This window comes from Vibrio mangrovi (assembly GCF_024346955.1).
GTDB classification, from domain to species: Bacteria; Pseudomonadota; Gammaproteobacteria; order Enterobacterales; family Vibrionaceae; genus Vibrio; species Vibrio mangrovi.
In genome coordinates this window covers 997,737-1,012,103 of record NZ_AP024883.1, presented here as the reverse complement: position 1 = coordinate 1,012,103, position 14,367 = coordinate 997,737, and the positions used below count along the sequence as shown (strand labels likewise).

At 42.0% G+C, this 14,367-nt stretch carries 18 protein-coding genes and 1 tRNA gene; 8 read left to right on the top strand and 11 right to left on the bottom strand.

Annotated features, from left to right (window positions below):
* Nucleotides 1–8 precede the first annotated feature (8 nt).
* The 4 genes from flgC to OCU74_RS04510 all read right to left on the bottom strand — a co-directional run bounded on the left by flgC (nucleotide 9) and on the right by OCU74_RS04510 (nucleotide 2,802).
* Nucleotides 9–425, bottom strand: coding sequence for a flagellar basal body rod protein FlgC (gene flgC / locus OCU74_RS04525; protein ID WP_087480451.1), 417 nt, complete (start codon nucleotides 423–425; stop codon nucleotides 9–11).
* A 5-nt stretch (nucleotides 426–430) separates the two neighbouring features.
* Nucleotides 431–826 carry a flagellar basal body rod protein FlgB gene (flgB, locus tag OCU74_RS04520; RefSeq protein WP_087480450.1) on the bottom strand — a complete coding sequence of 132 codons (396 nt, stop codon included), beginning with the start codon at nucleotides 824–826 and terminating at the stop codon, nucleotides 431–433.
* A 198-nt stretch (nucleotides 827–1,024) separates the two neighbouring features.
* Nucleotides 1,025–1,852, bottom strand: coding sequence for a CheR family methyltransferase (locus OCU74_RS04515; RefSeq protein WP_087480449.1), 828 nt, complete (start codon nucleotides 1,850–1,852; stop codon nucleotides 1,025–1,027).
* Nucleotides 1,849–2,802 carry a chemotaxis protein CheV gene (locus tag OCU74_RS04510; protein ID WP_087480448.1) on the bottom strand — a complete coding sequence of 318 codons (954 nt, stop codon included), beginning with the start codon at nucleotides 2,800–2,802 and terminating at the stop codon, nucleotides 1,849–1,851. The genes OCU74_RS04515 and OCU74_RS04510 overlap by 4 nt, the downstream gene beginning before the upstream one ends.
* Nucleotides 2,803–2,885: 83 nt before the next feature.
* On the opposite strand from OCU74_RS04510, the gene flgA reads away from it, so the two are divergent.
* The 3 genes from flgA to OCU74_RS04495 all read left to right on the top strand — a co-directional run bounded on the left by flgA (nucleotide 2,886) and on the right by OCU74_RS04495 (nucleotide 4,559).
* Nucleotides 2,886–3,629, top strand: coding sequence for a flagellar basal body P-ring formation chaperone FlgA (flgA, locus tag OCU74_RS04505; protein WP_087480447.1), 744 nt, complete (start codon nucleotides 2,886–2,888; stop codon nucleotides 3,627–3,629).
* A gap of 119 nt (nucleotides 3,630–3,748) precedes the next feature.
* Nucleotides 3,749–4,069 (top strand): flagellar biosynthesis anti-sigma factor FlgM, encoded by a 321-nt coding sequence (gene flgM / locus OCU74_RS04500; protein WP_087480446.1) that lies wholly within the window; start codon nucleotides 3,749–3,751, stop codon nucleotides 4,067–4,069.
* Nucleotides 4,070–4,133: 64 nt separating this feature from the next.
* Entirely contained in the window at nucleotides 4,134–4,559 is a 426-nt protein-coding gene (locus OCU74_RS04495; protein ID WP_087480445.1) for a flagella synthesis protein FlgN, read from the top strand.
* A 150-nt stretch (nucleotides 4,560–4,709) separates the two neighbouring features.
* On the opposite strand, the gene flgP is transcribed toward OCU74_RS04495, so the two are convergent.
* Nucleotides 4,710–5,141, bottom strand: coding sequence for a flagellar assembly lipoprotein FlgP (gene flgP, locus OCU74_RS04490; protein WP_087480444.1), 432 nt, complete (start codon nucleotides 5,139–5,141; stop codon nucleotides 4,710–4,712).
* Between the two features lie 9 nt (nucleotides 5,142–5,150).
* On the bottom strand, nucleotides 5,151–5,786 hold the full coding sequence (locus tag OCU74_RS04485; RefSeq protein WP_087480740.1) for a FlgO family outer membrane protein: 636 nt from the start codon (nucleotides 5,784–5,786) through the stop codon (nucleotides 5,151–5,153).
* Between the two features lie 170 nt (nucleotides 5,787–5,956).
* Between OCU74_RS04485 and OCU74_RS04480 the strand changes: the two genes are divergently transcribed.
* Together OCU74_RS04480 and OCU74_RS04475 are read left to right on the top strand one after the other, a co-directional pair.
* Nucleotides 5,957–7,096, top strand: coding sequence for a flagellar assembly protein FlgT (locus OCU74_RS04480; RefSeq protein ID WP_087480443.1), 1,140 nt, complete (start codon nucleotides 5,957–5,959; stop codon nucleotides 7,094–7,096).
* A 98-nt stretch (nucleotides 7,097–7,194) separates the two neighbouring features.
* Nucleotides 7,195–7,270: transfer RNA gene (locus tag OCU74_RS04475), tRNA-Arg, on the top strand.
* A 38-nt stretch (nucleotides 7,271–7,308) separates the two neighbouring features.
* Here the strand turns inward: OCU74_RS04475 and OCU74_RS04470 are convergent.
* Together OCU74_RS04470 and ompW are read right to left on the bottom strand one after the other, a co-directional pair.
* Nucleotides 7,309–7,905, bottom strand: a complete 597-nt coding sequence (locus tag OCU74_RS04470) for a class I SAM-dependent methyltransferase (RefSeq protein ID WP_087480442.1) — start codon at nucleotides 7,903–7,905, stop codon at nucleotides 7,309–7,311.
* 187 nt (nucleotides 7,906–8,092) lie between these two features.
* Complete coding sequence (ompW, locus tag OCU74_RS04465) at nucleotides 8,093–8,737, bottom strand: outer membrane protein OmpW (protein ID WP_087480441.1); 645 nt, start codon at nucleotides 8,735–8,737, stop codon at nucleotides 8,093–8,095.
* A 304-nt stretch (nucleotides 8,738–9,041) separates the two neighbouring features.
* Between ompW and OCU74_RS04460 the strand changes: the two genes are divergently transcribed.
* Nucleotides 9,042–9,467: an Hsp20/alpha crystallin family protein gene (locus tag OCU74_RS04460; RefSeq protein WP_234993565.1), complete on the top strand. Its 426-nt coding sequence runs from the start codon at nucleotides 9,042–9,044 to the stop codon at nucleotides 9,465–9,467.
* Nucleotides 9,468–9,576: 109 nt separating this feature from the next.
* Here OCU74_RS04460 and OCU74_RS04455 read toward each other — a convergent pair whose 3' ends face one another.
* From OCU74_RS04455 to OCU74_RS04445, 3 genes are all read right to left on the bottom strand, one after another.
* Nucleotides 9,577–10,056, bottom strand: coding sequence for a GNAT family N-acetyltransferase (locus OCU74_RS04455; protein ID WP_087480439.1), 480 nt, complete (start codon nucleotides 10,054–10,056; stop codon nucleotides 9,577–9,579).
* Between the two features lie 48 nt (nucleotides 10,057–10,104).
* Nucleotides 10,105–11,367 carry a hypothetical protein gene (locus OCU74_RS04450; protein ID WP_087480438.1) on the bottom strand — a complete coding sequence of 421 codons (1,263 nt, stop codon included), beginning with the start codon at nucleotides 11,365–11,367 and terminating at the stop codon, nucleotides 10,105–10,107.
* Nucleotides 11,368–11,944: 577 nt separating this feature from the next.
* On the bottom strand, nucleotides 11,945–12,856 hold the full coding sequence (locus OCU74_RS04445; protein WP_087480437.1) for a DMT family transporter: 912 nt from the start codon (nucleotides 12,854–12,856) through the stop codon (nucleotides 11,945–11,947).
* A 113-nt stretch (nucleotides 12,857–12,969) separates the two neighbouring features.
* Between OCU74_RS04445 and OCU74_RS04440 the strand changes: the two genes are divergently transcribed.
* On the top strand, nucleotides 12,970–13,455 hold the full coding sequence (locus OCU74_RS04440; RefSeq protein ID WP_087480436.1) for a MarR family winged helix-turn-helix transcriptional regulator: 486 nt from the start codon (nucleotides 12,970–12,972) through the stop codon (nucleotides 13,453–13,455).
* Nucleotides 13,456–13,770: 315 nt separating this feature from the next.
* The gene (locus OCU74_RS04435) at nucleotides 13,771–14,277 is read left to right on the top strand and encodes a Fe3+-citrate ABC transporter substrate-binding protein (RefSeq protein WP_087480435.1); all 507 of its coding nucleotides are present in this window, start codon (nucleotides 13,771–13,773) and stop codon (nucleotides 14,275–14,277) included.
* Nucleotides 14,278–14,367: the final 90 nt, after the last annotated feature.

Here is a 14,367-nt window from a genome sequence, read left to right as displayed (position 1 = left end):
CCTATACCTCACTGACCCATCTGCAATGTTCTCAGCAGCATCTGCTTACTCGCTTCAGCCAGTTGAACATTGGTTTCGTATGCTCGTGAAGCTGAAATCATATTTGCCATTTCTTCCATCACATTCACATTCGGCTTATAAATATAACCATCAGCATTCGCCAAAGGATGGTCAGGATTGTATTCAGCAACCAGTGGTTTATTACTTTCCAAAACCCCTAAGACTTTTACCGGCACGGTATAGTCATCTTTTGATTTCGCATGATTTAACTCAGCGGCAAATACCGGATGACGAGCCTTATAGGTATCTTTTGCAGAACTACTTACACTATCAGCATTCGCCAGATTACTTGAGGTTGTATTTAGACGAACAGACTCAGCACTCATTGCAGAACCTGTGACATTGAATACATTAAATAAACTCATCTAACTTACTCCCCTTTAATTGCTTTGGTCATTCCTTTGAACTTTCCACCCAGAAAGTCCAGGGAAGCCTGATGGCGAAGTTGATTCTGCATAAACAGATTTCGTTCTAAATCGACATCAACTGTATTGCCGTCTCCGGTATCAGGTTGTGTCGGAATGCGGTAAAGCTCTTCCCCTATAACCGACATGGAGGCAGGAATATGCCGTCCATTAGTACGGGCAAGACTAATACTTGCCCCGGAGCTTGCCGCCTGTAATGCTCGATCAAAATCTAAAGCTTTAGCCTTATATCCCGGCGTATTCGCTTGCGCGATGTTACTGGAAATCATCTCTGCATTACGCTCACGCACACCAACTGTATACTGATGGATGCCTAATGCTTTATCAAATGAGATTGCCATATACGCCTCTTCATGGATATATTCATCATCTATGTCGTAACTCTAGCAACTTATATACCAACTTTGATCATTGCCGCTATTTTCCTGAAATGATGATTCACGCCTTTACTTTTCTTTAATATAGGCAAATTCCAGACCAAAGACGTGGTGAATAAAAAGAAAAACCCGGCAATGCCGGGCTTGAGAAGTGAAGATATTTTATTTCAGCTTATATATGATGCCGGGGTTACAGCGAACCATCTCAAAACGATCAGTCAGACCAGTCAGAGACTCCGAGGCTCCCAATAACAGATAACCATTCGGGTTCAGACAGTTTGCCATCTGATTTAAAACCTTAGATTTCATATCGGCAGAAAAATAGATCAACACGTTCCGGCAAAAGATAATGTCAAACTTGCCGAGCAGTGCATAGCTTTCCATCAGATTCTGAGGTTTAAAGTTCACCAGACGCTTAACATTGTCTTTTATTTTCATTCTGCCGTCTCCGGCATCTTCAAAAAAGTTACGCCGACGTTCAACCGATAAACCGCGTCCCAGGGCCAGACTGTCATAACTGCCAATCCGGCAAATATCTAACATGGTTGATGAAATATCCGTCGCTGTAATCGAACAGTTGGTCAGTAGTCCGGGCTTCTTCTGCTGCGTTTCCAGAATCGTCATCGCAATCGAATAAGGTTCCTGACCAGACGAACTGGCCGCAGACCAGATTTTAATAGGTCGCCGATTAGCTGCCAATTCCGGCAGCAGCCTTTCAGAGAGAACTATAAAAGGATAATTATCACGAAACCACAACGTTTCATTCGTTGTCATCGCATCAACAGCAGCAATTCTTAAATCCCGGCTGAGACCTCTCACAACTTCCTTCAGTAACGATGATAAAGAATCCATCTTATATTTTGTTACTAAAGGGCTGAGACGGCTTCGAACCAAGTATTGCTTACTGTCTCCAAGTACAATTCCACATTGAGACTCTAAAAAGCGGCAAAAATCTTTATATTCTTGATCGCTGATCGTTATCGCAGTCATTCACTTCTCTTTAGCTCGGTGTCTACCAATGCAGCTTTTACCGCATTACCCAGTTCATCAGGATTAAACTTCGCGATGAATGTATTCGCGCCTACTCTTTCTACCATAGCTTGGTTAAATACACCACTTAATGATGAATGAAGAATTACGTAAAGATTTTTCAGTTTCGGGTTACGCCGAATTTCAGCAGTGAGTGTATAACCATCCATTTCCGGCATTTCAATATCCGAAATAACCAGTGAAATATGATCAAAGATGTCATCAGTCTCTGAAAGCTCGACCAGCTTTTCATAAGCTTCTTTGCCATCTTTAACCGCAATAACTTCAAATCCAATCGACTCAACGGCACGTTGTACCTGTTTACGGGCAACCGTTGAATCATCAGCAATCAGGATACGGCGAACAAGTTCTCTCTCGGTGTTCTCTTCGACCTGAGCAATATCTTCTGCGATTGAAGAATCCATGGTTTCATCTACAGGAGCAATCTCAGCTAAGATTTTTTCCACATCAATGATTTCAACCAGTTCATTCTCAATATTAGTGACTGCAGTCAGATAGTTTGCTTTCCCGGCACCTTCCGGAGGCGGCAAAATTTCTTCCCAACGCATATTCACGATACGTTCGACAGAAGCAACCAGAAAAGCCTGAATAGTTCGGTTGAATTCGGCAATCACGACGAAACTTTTTTCAACATCTGTTGTTGCACGTCCACCAATCGCCAGACTCAAATCAATGACAGAAACGGTTTGTCCACGAATATGCGCAACGCCCTTGACCAGACGATGTAGATTGGGCATGGCAGTCAACTTTGGACACTGCAATACCTCTTTTACTTTAAATACGTTAATCCCGTAACGCTGGCGACCATTCAGCCGAAATGTCAGCAACTCTAAGCGGTTTTGCCCAACGAGTTGTGTACGCTGATTCACAGAATCAAGAATACCCGTCATAAGCCCATCTCCATCTCTAAAACTTTTCTGTAAAAAAGTGATAGTCTACAACAAGCGATGAATAAATTAAGGGAACCAGAATCATGTCCTGGAAACTGTGTTTATCCCCTCTGCCTTTTACTAAGTGTAGAGCTTTCTTCAAACTTTTTTATAGCATTATCGTCATTTTATCTGTTTTCTTTAATATTTCGGTTCAGGCAGCAACTCAAAAACAACTCGATCATATCAGAGAAACTGCAGAAGAATATGCCACCACTACCATAGAGCATCCTGCAGGAGGGAAAATTGTTGCCACGGCGGCACCTCTTGATAATCGGATACAAGCATCGGATTGTCCAACCGGATTGAAGGCTTTTTCTTCATCAAGAAATGGTTCTGCAAGCCATATCACTGTTCTGGTTGAATGTCCGACAGATAATTGGCGGATTTATGTGCCCGTCCGTCTGAATATTTCCGTTCCTGCCGTACTCGCTGCCCATCCGTTAAACCGGGGACAAATCATTACTCAACAAGATGTTACTTTAGGTATGGTAGATCTGCTTCGCTTCCGACAGCAAGGATTTTCGACAATTGATCAAGTGATCGGAGCAAAAGTTAAAAGAAATATTCCACTGAACGATATTATTAGTGATCGGGATATTTGCATTGTATGCCGTAGTGAGACGGTAACCATAAAAGCAGTAAAAAATGGTTTGTCGATTACAACACAAGGGACAGCGCTCTCTGACGGAAGTCTCGGGGAACAAATCCGGGTGAAGAATGACAAGTCAAACCGAATCATCGATGCTCAGGTTTCAGGAATCGGTGAAGTCACCGTCCGTTTTTAACGTTTCCGGCAGGTAGCGAATAAAAAAACATCATTTTTGGCAAAGAAAATGCTAAAGTATGGAGTAGGTCTGTCGATATTGACGGTACAGAAGTTTAACTTTTATAAAAAGGCTCAATTATGGCAAGCATTGATAATGTGCGTTCTGGCCAGTCTCTGGCGAATACGAGTCGTAGTTCGACCCGGGCAGAACACAAGGCATCAAGTTCAGAGAAAACAAATCATACCTCATCTTCCGATAAAAAAGATGCAGTGTCTCTGAGCTCACAAAGTAAGGCAATGGGAGAAATGCAAAGTAAACTCGCATCTAGTCCGGCTTTTGACAGTGCCAAAGTACAGGCAATTAAAGAAGCCATTGCAAATGGTTCTTATCGTGTTGATGCAGAAAAACTTGCAGATAACATGATCAAATTCGAAAAAGAGCTGGGTGGACTGCAATAAGTCATCGATCATACAGTCGATAGCAGCAGACACACTTATGCCAGGAAATCAGGTAATTTAAATCATGGCAGCATTACAGGATCTACTCGAGTTTCAGTTAAAGAGTGCTCAGTCGCTTTCCGAACTGTTAGTTCAGGAAAAACTGGCAATTACTCAACGTAATTCATCTCAGATTGAAGCTGTTGCCAAGCAAAAAATAACTCTGATTAACCAACTCAACGAAGCTGATCAACGTATAGCAAACCACCCTCATGTATCGAGCCTGCAAGAGGATGAAGCATTAAAAAGTCTCGTTGAGCAAATCAAATCCGTCATTATTGACTGCCAGCAGGCAAACCAAATTAATGGTGAAGCACTCAGTCGTGCCCAGGTTAGTTTTCATAAACTGAAAAACCTGATGCAACAAAGTCAGGGAAAAATTGGTATGACTTATACCGCTGAAGGGCAAACACGCTCTATTTCAACATTAGGTACCGATATTAAAGCCTGATGTGTCTTCTTTTCCTTTCCCTATATTTATAATTCCTACAGATATAATCTGACAATATTCCAATATAAAAAGCGGCAAATCTTGCCGCTTTTTATGATCTGGAGAGAAAAGGCTTGCCGCAAAGGCGGCAATCGAAACAGTTTCACTGACTCAAAACAATGTCTGCTGCCGTTTTTCCGGAACCTGCTGAACTTCACCGTAATCTCTGAGCTTTTCCATTTTTTCCACGTTCAGACGCAGTTCCGTAACATAGCTATCACCGACTTTATAGCTTCTGACGACTTCAGCACCACGAATCACGCCATCGACTGCTCCGGATGTTGCTTCTGTTCCCAGTCGTTGGTCCATCAGCTCAGCTCGTCCGCTAACCCGCATCCCATAAACCTGCTCAGCCAGTTCCCGGTAAGCATCGATCTTTGATGCACGCATCGCCCGAACCTGCTTTTCTTCCTCATTCCGACCTTTTTGCTCACTGATCGAAGCATAGCCTACCGCAGTCAGCCACTCTTCCTTATTCATGGTCTGCAATGGCTGACAGCCAACCATAAATAAGATCACGGCACTCATTAACCAAACTTTCATCAGAAACTCCTAAGGACGCAGAATAACAGTGTAAGGCTGGCTCATCGTCGGATCTGAACGGATCAAAACACCATCTTCTGTCCGGACAGCATTCAGTGTATCCAGATCCCGGCCAATTCTGTCAGCTGGTAAGAACCCCTGAGCCGTTGCAACAACAATTCTGGACTGCATTCCAACCACCCGGGCATTCACCAAAACACCGCCTTCCTGACGAAGCATCGTTCCGGTCAAAACGTATTGAATTTCCTGCTGCTGGGCAAGATCTTTCCAGTCCCGGCTAAAGGCAAAATCCCCTTGTTGCGTCACCTGAATTGATCCTGTTGTTTTAAAATCAACAACCTGAAAACCTCGTTGCTGTAACTGGTGAATAAATCCTTCAGTCACAGAATTTCCCAGCCAATTAGTGGTATCCATATTTTGCAGGTCAACAAATGAAGTAACGGCAATTGGTGTTCGTGCTGTCACACTTGTATTCGATTTAATTAAATCTTCAGTCATACTCTCAACAAAAAAGTCTAAGGTATGGCGAGGGCTTTCCAGTAACATAAACTGAGACCCTTTATAGGGTTCTTTACCATTATATATCGGGGCGTAGGCACACGCTGTCAAAAATAACGCAGGCACTAACGGTAGCCATTTTTTCATTTTCCGCTCTCCAGATAACTCGGTCATTCAGGTGTCCAGTTTTTGACGCAAAAGTGGAACACTCTTTGCTTTTCTCTTGTTATTCATCATAAAGAAAAGCTTTGCCGATAACTGCTCTATCACTGTTATCAAAATAACAAGCAAATTTTATACCTGATTGGTAGGTAAATATGAAAAATGTAGGAACCATCCTTTTATCACTTTCCTTGCTGATATTCGGTACCACACCGGCAGTAGCCTCATGGTATGAAGTTACCGGCAGTGCAGCAGTCGTTTCATCCGAGTCTCAGGCCAAACTATATGCTCTTGAAGATGCCATTTATAAAGCAATCAGTTTTTCCGGAGCAGACATCGGTAGTATCAGCAACCTCTACCCGCTATTGGATGCACAGCGTACTGAATTTCAGTTTACCAATCACGAAGTCCGCTACATTCTGATAGAAGAGCAAGAAGTCAAAAATGACGTTGCTTATGTCAAAGTCCGAATCGATATTTATCCATCGGCATCAGGTTGCCAGGTAGAACAATATAAAAAGACCGTCTTAGTCAGTGATATGTCCCTGGCATCACCACAACAAGCGGTGATGGGACAGATTTACCAGCTTGGTGATGATTTTGCCCAAGTATTAAATAAACAGCTGGATAAGGAATCACACAGTTTCATCTCGGTAGGAACCACCGATTATGATATTGATAAAAATTACCCGGCCCGGCTAAAAATGATCGCAGAGGATAACAATGCACAATACATTATTACGGGAAATATCACGGACCTCACCGCCACAATTTCTGTCGATTCATCCAATAATGAAGTAATCAATCGTCAGTTTGCTATGGATCTTAATGTATTCGACGGAGAAACCGGTAACGAAGTTATGGACCGCAACTACCGTGAAATTGCCCGGTGGCCATTCCCGAAAACAAGCCAGGTTGATACCCAAAGTGCCCGCTTCTGGGCTTCAACTTACGGAGAAATGCTACTTCGCCTTAGTCGCAATATCATGTTAGACCTCGAATCAGAGCTTTCCTGTAAAATTACATTGCCAGAAGTTATATCTAAATCAGATCATAAAGTTATGATGAATTTAGGAAGAATCCATGGCGTACAGAAAGGAGATAAACTCCAGTTGTGGCATACAGGCTCATTCATTGATCAAAGAGGATTGCCACGAAATAAAGTGACACAAAGTGACATAACCCTGACGGTTGATCGTGTTTATGAAACAGAAGCCGAGTTATTGGTTGATCAGATCGAACTGGCAGACAGTATCCAAATTGGCGATGTAATGCACAAACAGATAAAAAATTGAAGTCAGGGCTTAACTTATCTTAATAAATCAGTACTATGTACAACCTCAGACCGCACAATCGATTTTTTCTTGTGCGGTCACTGTCAAATGACTGCTCCGTCCCCTTAGTTCAGTTGGATAGAACAAGGACCTCCTAAGTCTTAGACGTGAGTTCAAATCTCGCAGGGGACGCCACTTCTCATCATTGCATCGATCAACATGATTTCATGCTCCTACGGAATATTTTTCATAATTGCCTGAACAACATGACTTTTCCCCCGATGCATCACGCCTTCATAGATCTCTCTTTCTTTTTCTTCAATGTACCAGGGAGACAAACTCGGAAGCTCCTCTTCCAAAACCTGTCGGGATAACATCATATCGGCGACTGAGGGCCCGCCGGTTTTATATTTCAACTGTTGGGGTGTATATCCCTCAATAAGATAAATACCATGGGACTTCAGGCTTACCGGCAATGCCTGATGTAACTTTTGCCGTATCACCGGCGGAAGATGGCAAAAGACCGCCACAATTCCCTGCCACTGTGACTCCCCTAAGTCAAATTCAGCCAAATCAGCCTGGATGAAATTCACAGAGACTTCATTTTCTTCTGCAAACCTGCGAGCTTTTTCGATCGCAACCGCAGATAAATCGACAGCAGTTACCTCATAGCCACATTTAGCCAGATAAACAGAATTACGCCCTTCTCCATCAGCCAGACACAAAACCGGCCCTGACGAAAGATAGTTATGTTCCACACTTTCACGAAGAAAATCATTCGGCTCTGTACCGTAGATATATGTATCTACCTGATATCGGTCATCCCACACAATCTTTCCTCAATATAAATTAGCTAATCCTAATATATAAAAACCATTGTGATGATTCAAGAAATAAGAGACGTCAAAATAAAAGGAATCTCAGCAAATTATCGGTGTGTAGGGATAAATGGTAAGAAAGACAAATAATACAAAGGCAGCAATAAAGCTGCCTTTCTTATAGACAAAATGGGGATTCTTAAAATTTATAGCCGCCGGAGATCATGACAATGACCGGATCAATATGGACTTCTGTCGACTGCTGAACGCCACCAGCTTTATAGGTTGCTGTCGAATCAATATCGGCATACCAAACTGAAGCATTCACAAACCAGTCTTCATTGATTTTATAATCAACACCAGCATTCACTGCTAATCCCCAGGAATCATCCAGACTCAGATCGCTTAGACCTGCATTGGCTCCGGTACTATTGATTTTTTCATCAAAAAACGTTGTATAGTTGATCCCGCCACCGGCATAAGGACGGATTTTTGAATCTGACTGACCGAAATAGTATTCGAACATAAATGTCGGTGGAAGGTGTTTCGTTTCACCAATATCACCTAAATTTCCATATGGTGTTGAAATATCGTGAGAAAATGGGGTCGCTGCCAAGACCTCAAAGCTTACATTATCTGTAATCATGTAACCCAGAGTTAAGCCGATCTGGGTATTGCTGTTAACCTCTAATTCTTCCTGACTGCCTAAGATTTTATCACTGCTATCATTTGGGATAACGGATGCAATCCCCGCACGAACAATGAAATCTCCTTTTTGATGTGCCAGAACACTGGTGGAAAAAAGAGCAGTCAGGACGGCAAGTCCGCAAAGTGTTTTTTTCATTATATATTTTCCTTTTCACAGGGCTAAAAGTACCTTCTCTGCTGCGCACGGTAGCACATAAAAACCACACTATTTTGATGGAAATCAATTTGTAAAATTTACATACAAAAACAACACAATTATAAAATAAACATCACATTTACAATGAAATAAAACAAAAATTCAAACATAAAAACCAAAAGTTAGTCACACAATGTTTTTCAAACGCAACTTGACCCAGGTCAAATTTCATGCATTTTCTTATTCGATTTTCGGGACGAGTTCTACACTTATGATGAGATCGAGGATGACAAACAGGAGGATTATGATGAGCTTGATTCCACGTGACTCATGGTCTGATTTCTATCATTTGTTTGATCATGCTTTTCCGTCTATTCGGCCAAGTTTCAATATCGAATCTTTTTCTCCACGAGTTGATGTTCTGGATAAAGAGACTGCGTTTGAAATCATTGCCGATTTACCCGGAGTCGAAAAAGACGATATTTCGGTGAGCTGTCACCATGGCACCCTGACTATCGAAGCATCGACCATAAAAAGTGAAGAAAAAACCGATGAGGATAAAGTCATTCACAGAGAACGCTATCAAGGTAAAATGGTACGCAGCTTTACTTTAGGCGACAATATCAATGCTAAAGAAATTTATGCTGAATACCAGGATGGTGTACTCGTTGTTGTCGTTCCGAAAATAGATGTGAAACCGGACGAAGCTCAGCACATTCAAATCAACTGATGTTCCGGGCCAACAACAAATAAAAGCGGCACAAAATGCCGCTTTTTCTATTCTGTTTTTCTATAACCAGAGAATATTTTCAATAACAGCTCCATACTTACAGAGTATGTTAACTGGTGGACGTCAAATGAAGAGACATAATATGCTGAGGTCCCGCAGCGCCACCAAGATACAACGCTCTTGTATCTTTGAACCCTCCGGCTTCATAACAGTGAAAAGCGATTTTATTGCGGCAATTCACAGTCAGATAAACCTGATGATGCATTGGATACTGACGTTGCAGATAAGGTTTCAGTAAACTGACAGCTAATTTTCCATATCCTTTCCCCTGCTGTCGACTGTCGATAAAAAATGCCCTGATTCCAATATCATCCGGCTGACAAAAATCCACATTCAGGGAATAACGGGTGTCAACCAGAAAAAAACCGATAACTTGCTGTTCCGAAATCACCACATGGGGATGAACCCAATCACTAATATTGACCAGAATTTCTTCCATAGTTCCGACAAATGCCCGCTGCTGAGCATTCACAGACAAGAGTTCTATCTCTGACTGATGTTTCGGATACATAGGTTCGATTTGGAGCATCAGAATATCCTCTTTTTACTGATACCATGCCTAAGTGAGCCCTATTGTTTACTTATGAATCAATTTGATCAAGTGCTGAAAGAAAACACTCTTCTCATCGATATCGACCAACCCCTCTGAGTCAACATCCCCAACCCACTGAAAACGATTCCCACTTTCCGAATGCTGGTTCAACAAACGTCGGTAAACATTAGCCGGAGGTTTCTCTTGAGAAAAGTACGCCACATGCTCGGTACTCTCCACATCGGACATACGTAAATCATCACCATTCCCTCTACTATAGCGACTCCGGTAACCAATCGTTTCTCCAGCCCGAATTAAAAATGGGGAATCCGGACCAAAGCACTGAAATCGATCCATCTCTATCGTTTCTCTGGATAGTGGCTGAACATACTGAGGTTCAATACACACCCAACCTTCGTCAGCAAGTTCTCCGGTTAAGGTATAAACATCACGATCAGGGAAACGACAATGTGCCATCAGCCTCCTTTTCCCCATGATTTCAAACCAACCATATTGTTCCGTTTTTCGGTAACACACTCTTGTACCTGAAGGTAACGTCATAATAGGTTGCCCAACTTTTTTACCTTCCGGTTCAGAAAATCCGGCAAGCCCTAGCGGTTCGGTTACCCGCCCCACAACACTATCGACCATCCAGTCAGGAGAAGTCTGTACTACTGAAGAGGAAAACGAGGTTTCCTCACTATTATTCCTACGGGTTGCCAGCCAAACCAACAATAAGTTTTCCGGCGGAATATGATATTTTCCCTGTGGGTGTTCTATCACCTGAAATGCCTGATATTCCACTCCATCATGCCACTCTCGGGGAATGTCGGCCTCTTCTATCAATGCTCCTTTCTTTAAAACCATCGATTGCCATGTTTGTTCAGTCACAGCATAAGCCCGACAGGTCACTATCACCCGATACCGTCTACCGGCATGAACCGTGACGTGACTCTCGCAATGTGGAGCTAAATGCATATATAAGGAATAAAAAGTAAATTTTTGTCCGGATCCATCACTACTCATAGGTAACTCATGCTGAATCAGGCAAAAATCCCGGCTATAGCTGATGGGTTGCTCCCGAATAACCGAAGTCTGATAAGACGATCCCAAATGACACGCAATAACCTTCCCATCAGCGGTCGCCCGAATCGGCATTTCCATCTGCCTCCAAGATCGGTTTTTATGATTCAGATAACTCCTTTCATCTTGGGTATCCATCCGAAAAAACAAGGCTTCCAGTTGCTGTTCAAATGTCTTCTGCTCTTCCTGAAATGCAGGTTGAATATTCGGGCAAACATATTTCATAAAGCTCTCCAACGATACTCCATCCGAGTCCGTTTTTCTGTCCACAACCGAACAGAAATCATCAAACAGCAGATTCCCATAAAGATATCGTAATCAGCAGCATTTCCCCGAAACAAAGACAGAACATTGTGATAAGACAAACGCAGGTACTGAATTTGAGATGTACAAGTCACGTTCAAAAAGTGACCTGGATCACTCAATTGTTCATATTTAAAACAATCAGGACATTCCCTGTTTCTTGCCCTAAATACTAATGTTGTCATACTAGCCACCTTTTTATATTTATCGTTATTCTCAGAAAATATATGTCCCTACAGTGAAATTCCGAGAGTGTTTGCATCAAACACTTAACATTCTATGCAACTGATAGCTTTAGATTTCTCTTTTTACGTCATTTTCCAATTTCGATACAGACTTACTTGAATTATGTAAATTTTTTTCGAGCCACATCATATTCATAGACTCTTATAACAACTTAAGGCATATATTCAGGCAGTCTGTGGTTTGGGAGAAATACAGAAGAGAATTGATTCAATCAGCCAGGAAAGAGAAATACTATCCTGGCTATTGGAGATGATTATTTTTCAGTAGATGGCTGAAGCCGGCTCTTCGATAAGAGACGATGTTTCTGGTAACCTTTCACAAACTGGGGAAGCAAAGACATCACAATCATTCCAGCCATCAAACTATATTGGACTGGTGTGTATGATTCACCAACCAGAATCAATCCACAGAGAATTCCGGCAACCGGGTTTGCGACACCGGCAAAAGTGAATTCGACGACAGAAATATGCTGTAAAGACCAGACATAAACTGTATAGGCAACTGACGTATTCAGAATACAGATCCAGAAAATCCCCAGCAGGTTCATACCACTCAAGTGTTCCCATGCATACACATAACTGCCTGGTTCATAACTGATATGTACAAGCACAACCAATAATAGTGCCACCCCACCGATAATTAACTGCCAGGTTAACACGCACCACCATGCTAACTGACGACTCAGCATCTGAGTTAAAGAACTGCCGCATATGATACACAAGATACCAATCAGCATCGCAGATAATCCCAATACGCTCAGATTCAGACTACCCGGATCAAAGAGCAGTGCAGCGAACCCAAGCAGCACAATTCCGGCAAAGATCTGAATTATAGAAGGACGTTGTTTCGCAATCCCCCATTGAATCAGCATGGCAAATACAGGAACCGACATCATTCCGACACTGGAAATCGCAGAAGGTAAAGTAAGCGCCATGACAAAAATACAGCAGAAGAATATAGCAATGTTAACCAAACCTGTTGTTGTCAGTAGTTTCCAGGTCCCTTTCTCAGGAAAAGTTGGTTTGATAGCCAGAAGGATAAGTCCCGCAGGTAAAGCACGTAATACACCAAGCAACAATGGTGGCCAACCAGGTAATGTTGCCTGTGTGACCGCGTAGGTCGTTCCCCACAGGAATGCAGCAAACATAGCAAATATTATATTCATATAAAGTATCTTTACGTTGAGATTTATTAAAGCATAAAAAATTTCATTGTTTTTGTAAAGAATCTTTATGTTAAGATATTCTGACTATCAATTGACAATACATCTATCTGTAAATGGATATTATCGACCAAATCATTAGTCAATGGGCGGCAGAAAAGCCTGATCTGAACACACTTCCGATGAGTATCTTTGGTCGGCTACTACGTCTGACCAAACATTTAGAACAGGAAATATCCAGTATCCACAAACAATATGATTTAAAGCTGGGAGAGTTTGATGTGTTGGCAACCTTACTTCGCTCCGGAGCGCCTTACCAACTGACACCATCAGCATTGATAGATACAGCGATGCTCACTTCAGGCGCGATGACGAACCGACTCGATAAACTGGAACAAAAAAATTTAGTGACCAGAATCCATAGCCATACAGATCGTCGTAGTATCTCGGTCCAGTTAACGGATCAAGGCTATCAGCTCATCAGTCAGGCACTGACAGACCACGTCCGGGCACAGGAAGAATTAATCAGCGCACTCACACCAGCAGAACAACAAGAACTCACTGCCCTGCTCAAATCTTGGCTATCATCATTCACACCATGAACAATACTGAAATACTTAATATTGTTCCGGTTGTTACCTTTCTTGCAGTAAAAATTGGATGGATTTCTCGAATATAGTCACAATTGTTGTGTGTTATCTCAAACTAGATCAAAATACCGGAGATGTTGGGTAGAGTTGCTTGATTCAGAGTCCTTATCTGATATCAGGGATACTGACAGGCATTCATGCTTTCCGGTATTGATTGAGATTACCTGTATCCTCTGTTTCTTTACTCATTACCCAAGTGAAAGGAACCACTTCACCTTGCTGGTGATTTGATCTACTATTACTAATAAAAATATTGATAACAAACGGATGAAGAAGAGTAATCTTGAAACAAACACTGGCCATCGCTTTATTTCTAAGGCGAAAACTGCTTACAAAATTCATATTCACACGCCAGATGATAAAGTTTTACACCGCTCTGTTGGTTTCATCCGTATTGGTGAAAAAAAGGGGCTGAAGAAAGCGATCTTACTTCGCAATGAACTTGGGCGTCAGATGTGGGGTAAGCACTGGCGAATGCTGCTTAAAGATCCTTATCTCATGACCAGGCTACCTCATAGCCTTGAACCTAAGATCATCTATAAACCAAGACCTACGAAAGAGAACCCGGATTACCGGGATGCCTGCTATATTGCCGCCTGGCGTACTTACGACGAACATGGAAAATGTCATTTCAAGAGTGTTGTCTGTTCAATCAACAAACATGGGAAACTAGCAGCATATACAAAGACGAAAAAAGCCCTTCTGGAAGCTCACAAAGACTATCTCGATATTCTTATTTTTATGGGAAGACTGAATAGTATTGACCTGAAATGATGATCATTCGAACCCCACCACTATAAATGCCTCCATCTTTATTTTTTCTTACATATTTATTTTTTCTTACATAGAAAAGTGCCGTCGCAT

Excerpts from the sequence above, each read along its gene's own strand:
- flgC (WP_087480451.1), bottom strand. The coding sequence starts at position 425 with ATGAGTTTATTTAATGTATTCAATGTCACAGGTTCTGCAATGAGTGCT.
- flgB (WP_087480450.1), bottom strand. The coding sequence starts at position 826 with ATGGCAATCTCATTTGATAAAGCATTAGGCATCCATCAGTATACAGTT.
- OCU74_RS04515 (WP_087480449.1), bottom strand. The coding sequence starts at position 1,852 with ATGACTGCGATAACGATCAGCGATCAAGAATATAAAGATTTTTGCCGC.
- OCU74_RS04510 (WP_087480448.1), bottom strand. The coding sequence starts at position 2,802 with ATGACGGGTATTCTTGATTCTGTGAATCAGCGTACACAACTCGTTGGG.
- flgA (WP_087480447.1), top strand. The coding sequence starts at position 2,886 with ATGTCCTGGAAACTGTGTTTATCCCCTCTGCCTTTTACTAAGTGTAGA.
- flgM (WP_087480446.1), top strand. The coding sequence starts at position 3,749 with ATGGCAAGCATTGATAATGTGCGTTCTGGCCAGTCTCTGGCGAATACG.
- OCU74_RS04495 (WP_087480445.1), top strand. The coding sequence starts at position 4,134 with ATGGCAGCATTACAGGATCTACTCGAGTTTCAGTTAAAGAGTGCTCAG.
- flgP (WP_087480444.1), bottom strand. The coding sequence starts at position 5,141 with ATGAAAGTTTGGTTAATGAGTGCCGTGATCTTATTTATGGTTGGCTGT.
- OCU74_RS04485 (WP_087480740.1), bottom strand. The coding sequence starts at position 5,786 with ATGAAAAAATGGCTACCGTTAGTGCCTGCGTTATTTTTGACAGCGTGT.
- OCU74_RS04480 (WP_087480443.1), top strand. The coding sequence starts at position 5,957 with ATGAAAAATGTAGGAACCATCCTTTTATCACTTTCCTTGCTGATATTC.
- ompW (WP_087480441.1), bottom strand. The coding sequence starts at position 8,737 with ATGAAAAAAACACTTTGCGGACTTGCCGTCCTGACTGCTCTTTTTTCC.
- OCU74_RS04460 (WP_234993565.1), top strand. The coding sequence starts at position 9,042 with ATGATGAGCTTGATTCCACGTGACTCATGGTCTGATTTCTATCATTTG.
- OCU74_RS04455 (WP_087480439.1), bottom strand. The coding sequence starts at position 10,056 with ATGCTCCAAATCGAACCTATGTATCCGAAACATCAGTCAGAGATAGAA.
- OCU74_RS04450 (WP_087480438.1), bottom strand. The coding sequence starts at position 11,367 with ATGAAATATGTTTGCCCGAATATTCAACCTGCATTTCAGGAAGAGCAG.
- OCU74_RS04445 (WP_087480437.1), bottom strand. The coding sequence starts at position 12,856 with ATGAATATAATATTTGCTATGTTTGCTGCATTCCTGTGGGGAACGACC.
- OCU74_RS04440 (WP_087480436.1), top strand. The coding sequence starts at position 12,970 with ATGGATATTATCGACCAAATCATTAGTCAATGGGCGGCAGAAAAGCCT.
- OCU74_RS04435 (WP_087480435.1), top strand. The coding sequence starts at position 13,771 with ATGAAGAAGAGTAATCTTGAAACAAACACTGGCCATCGCTTTATTTCT.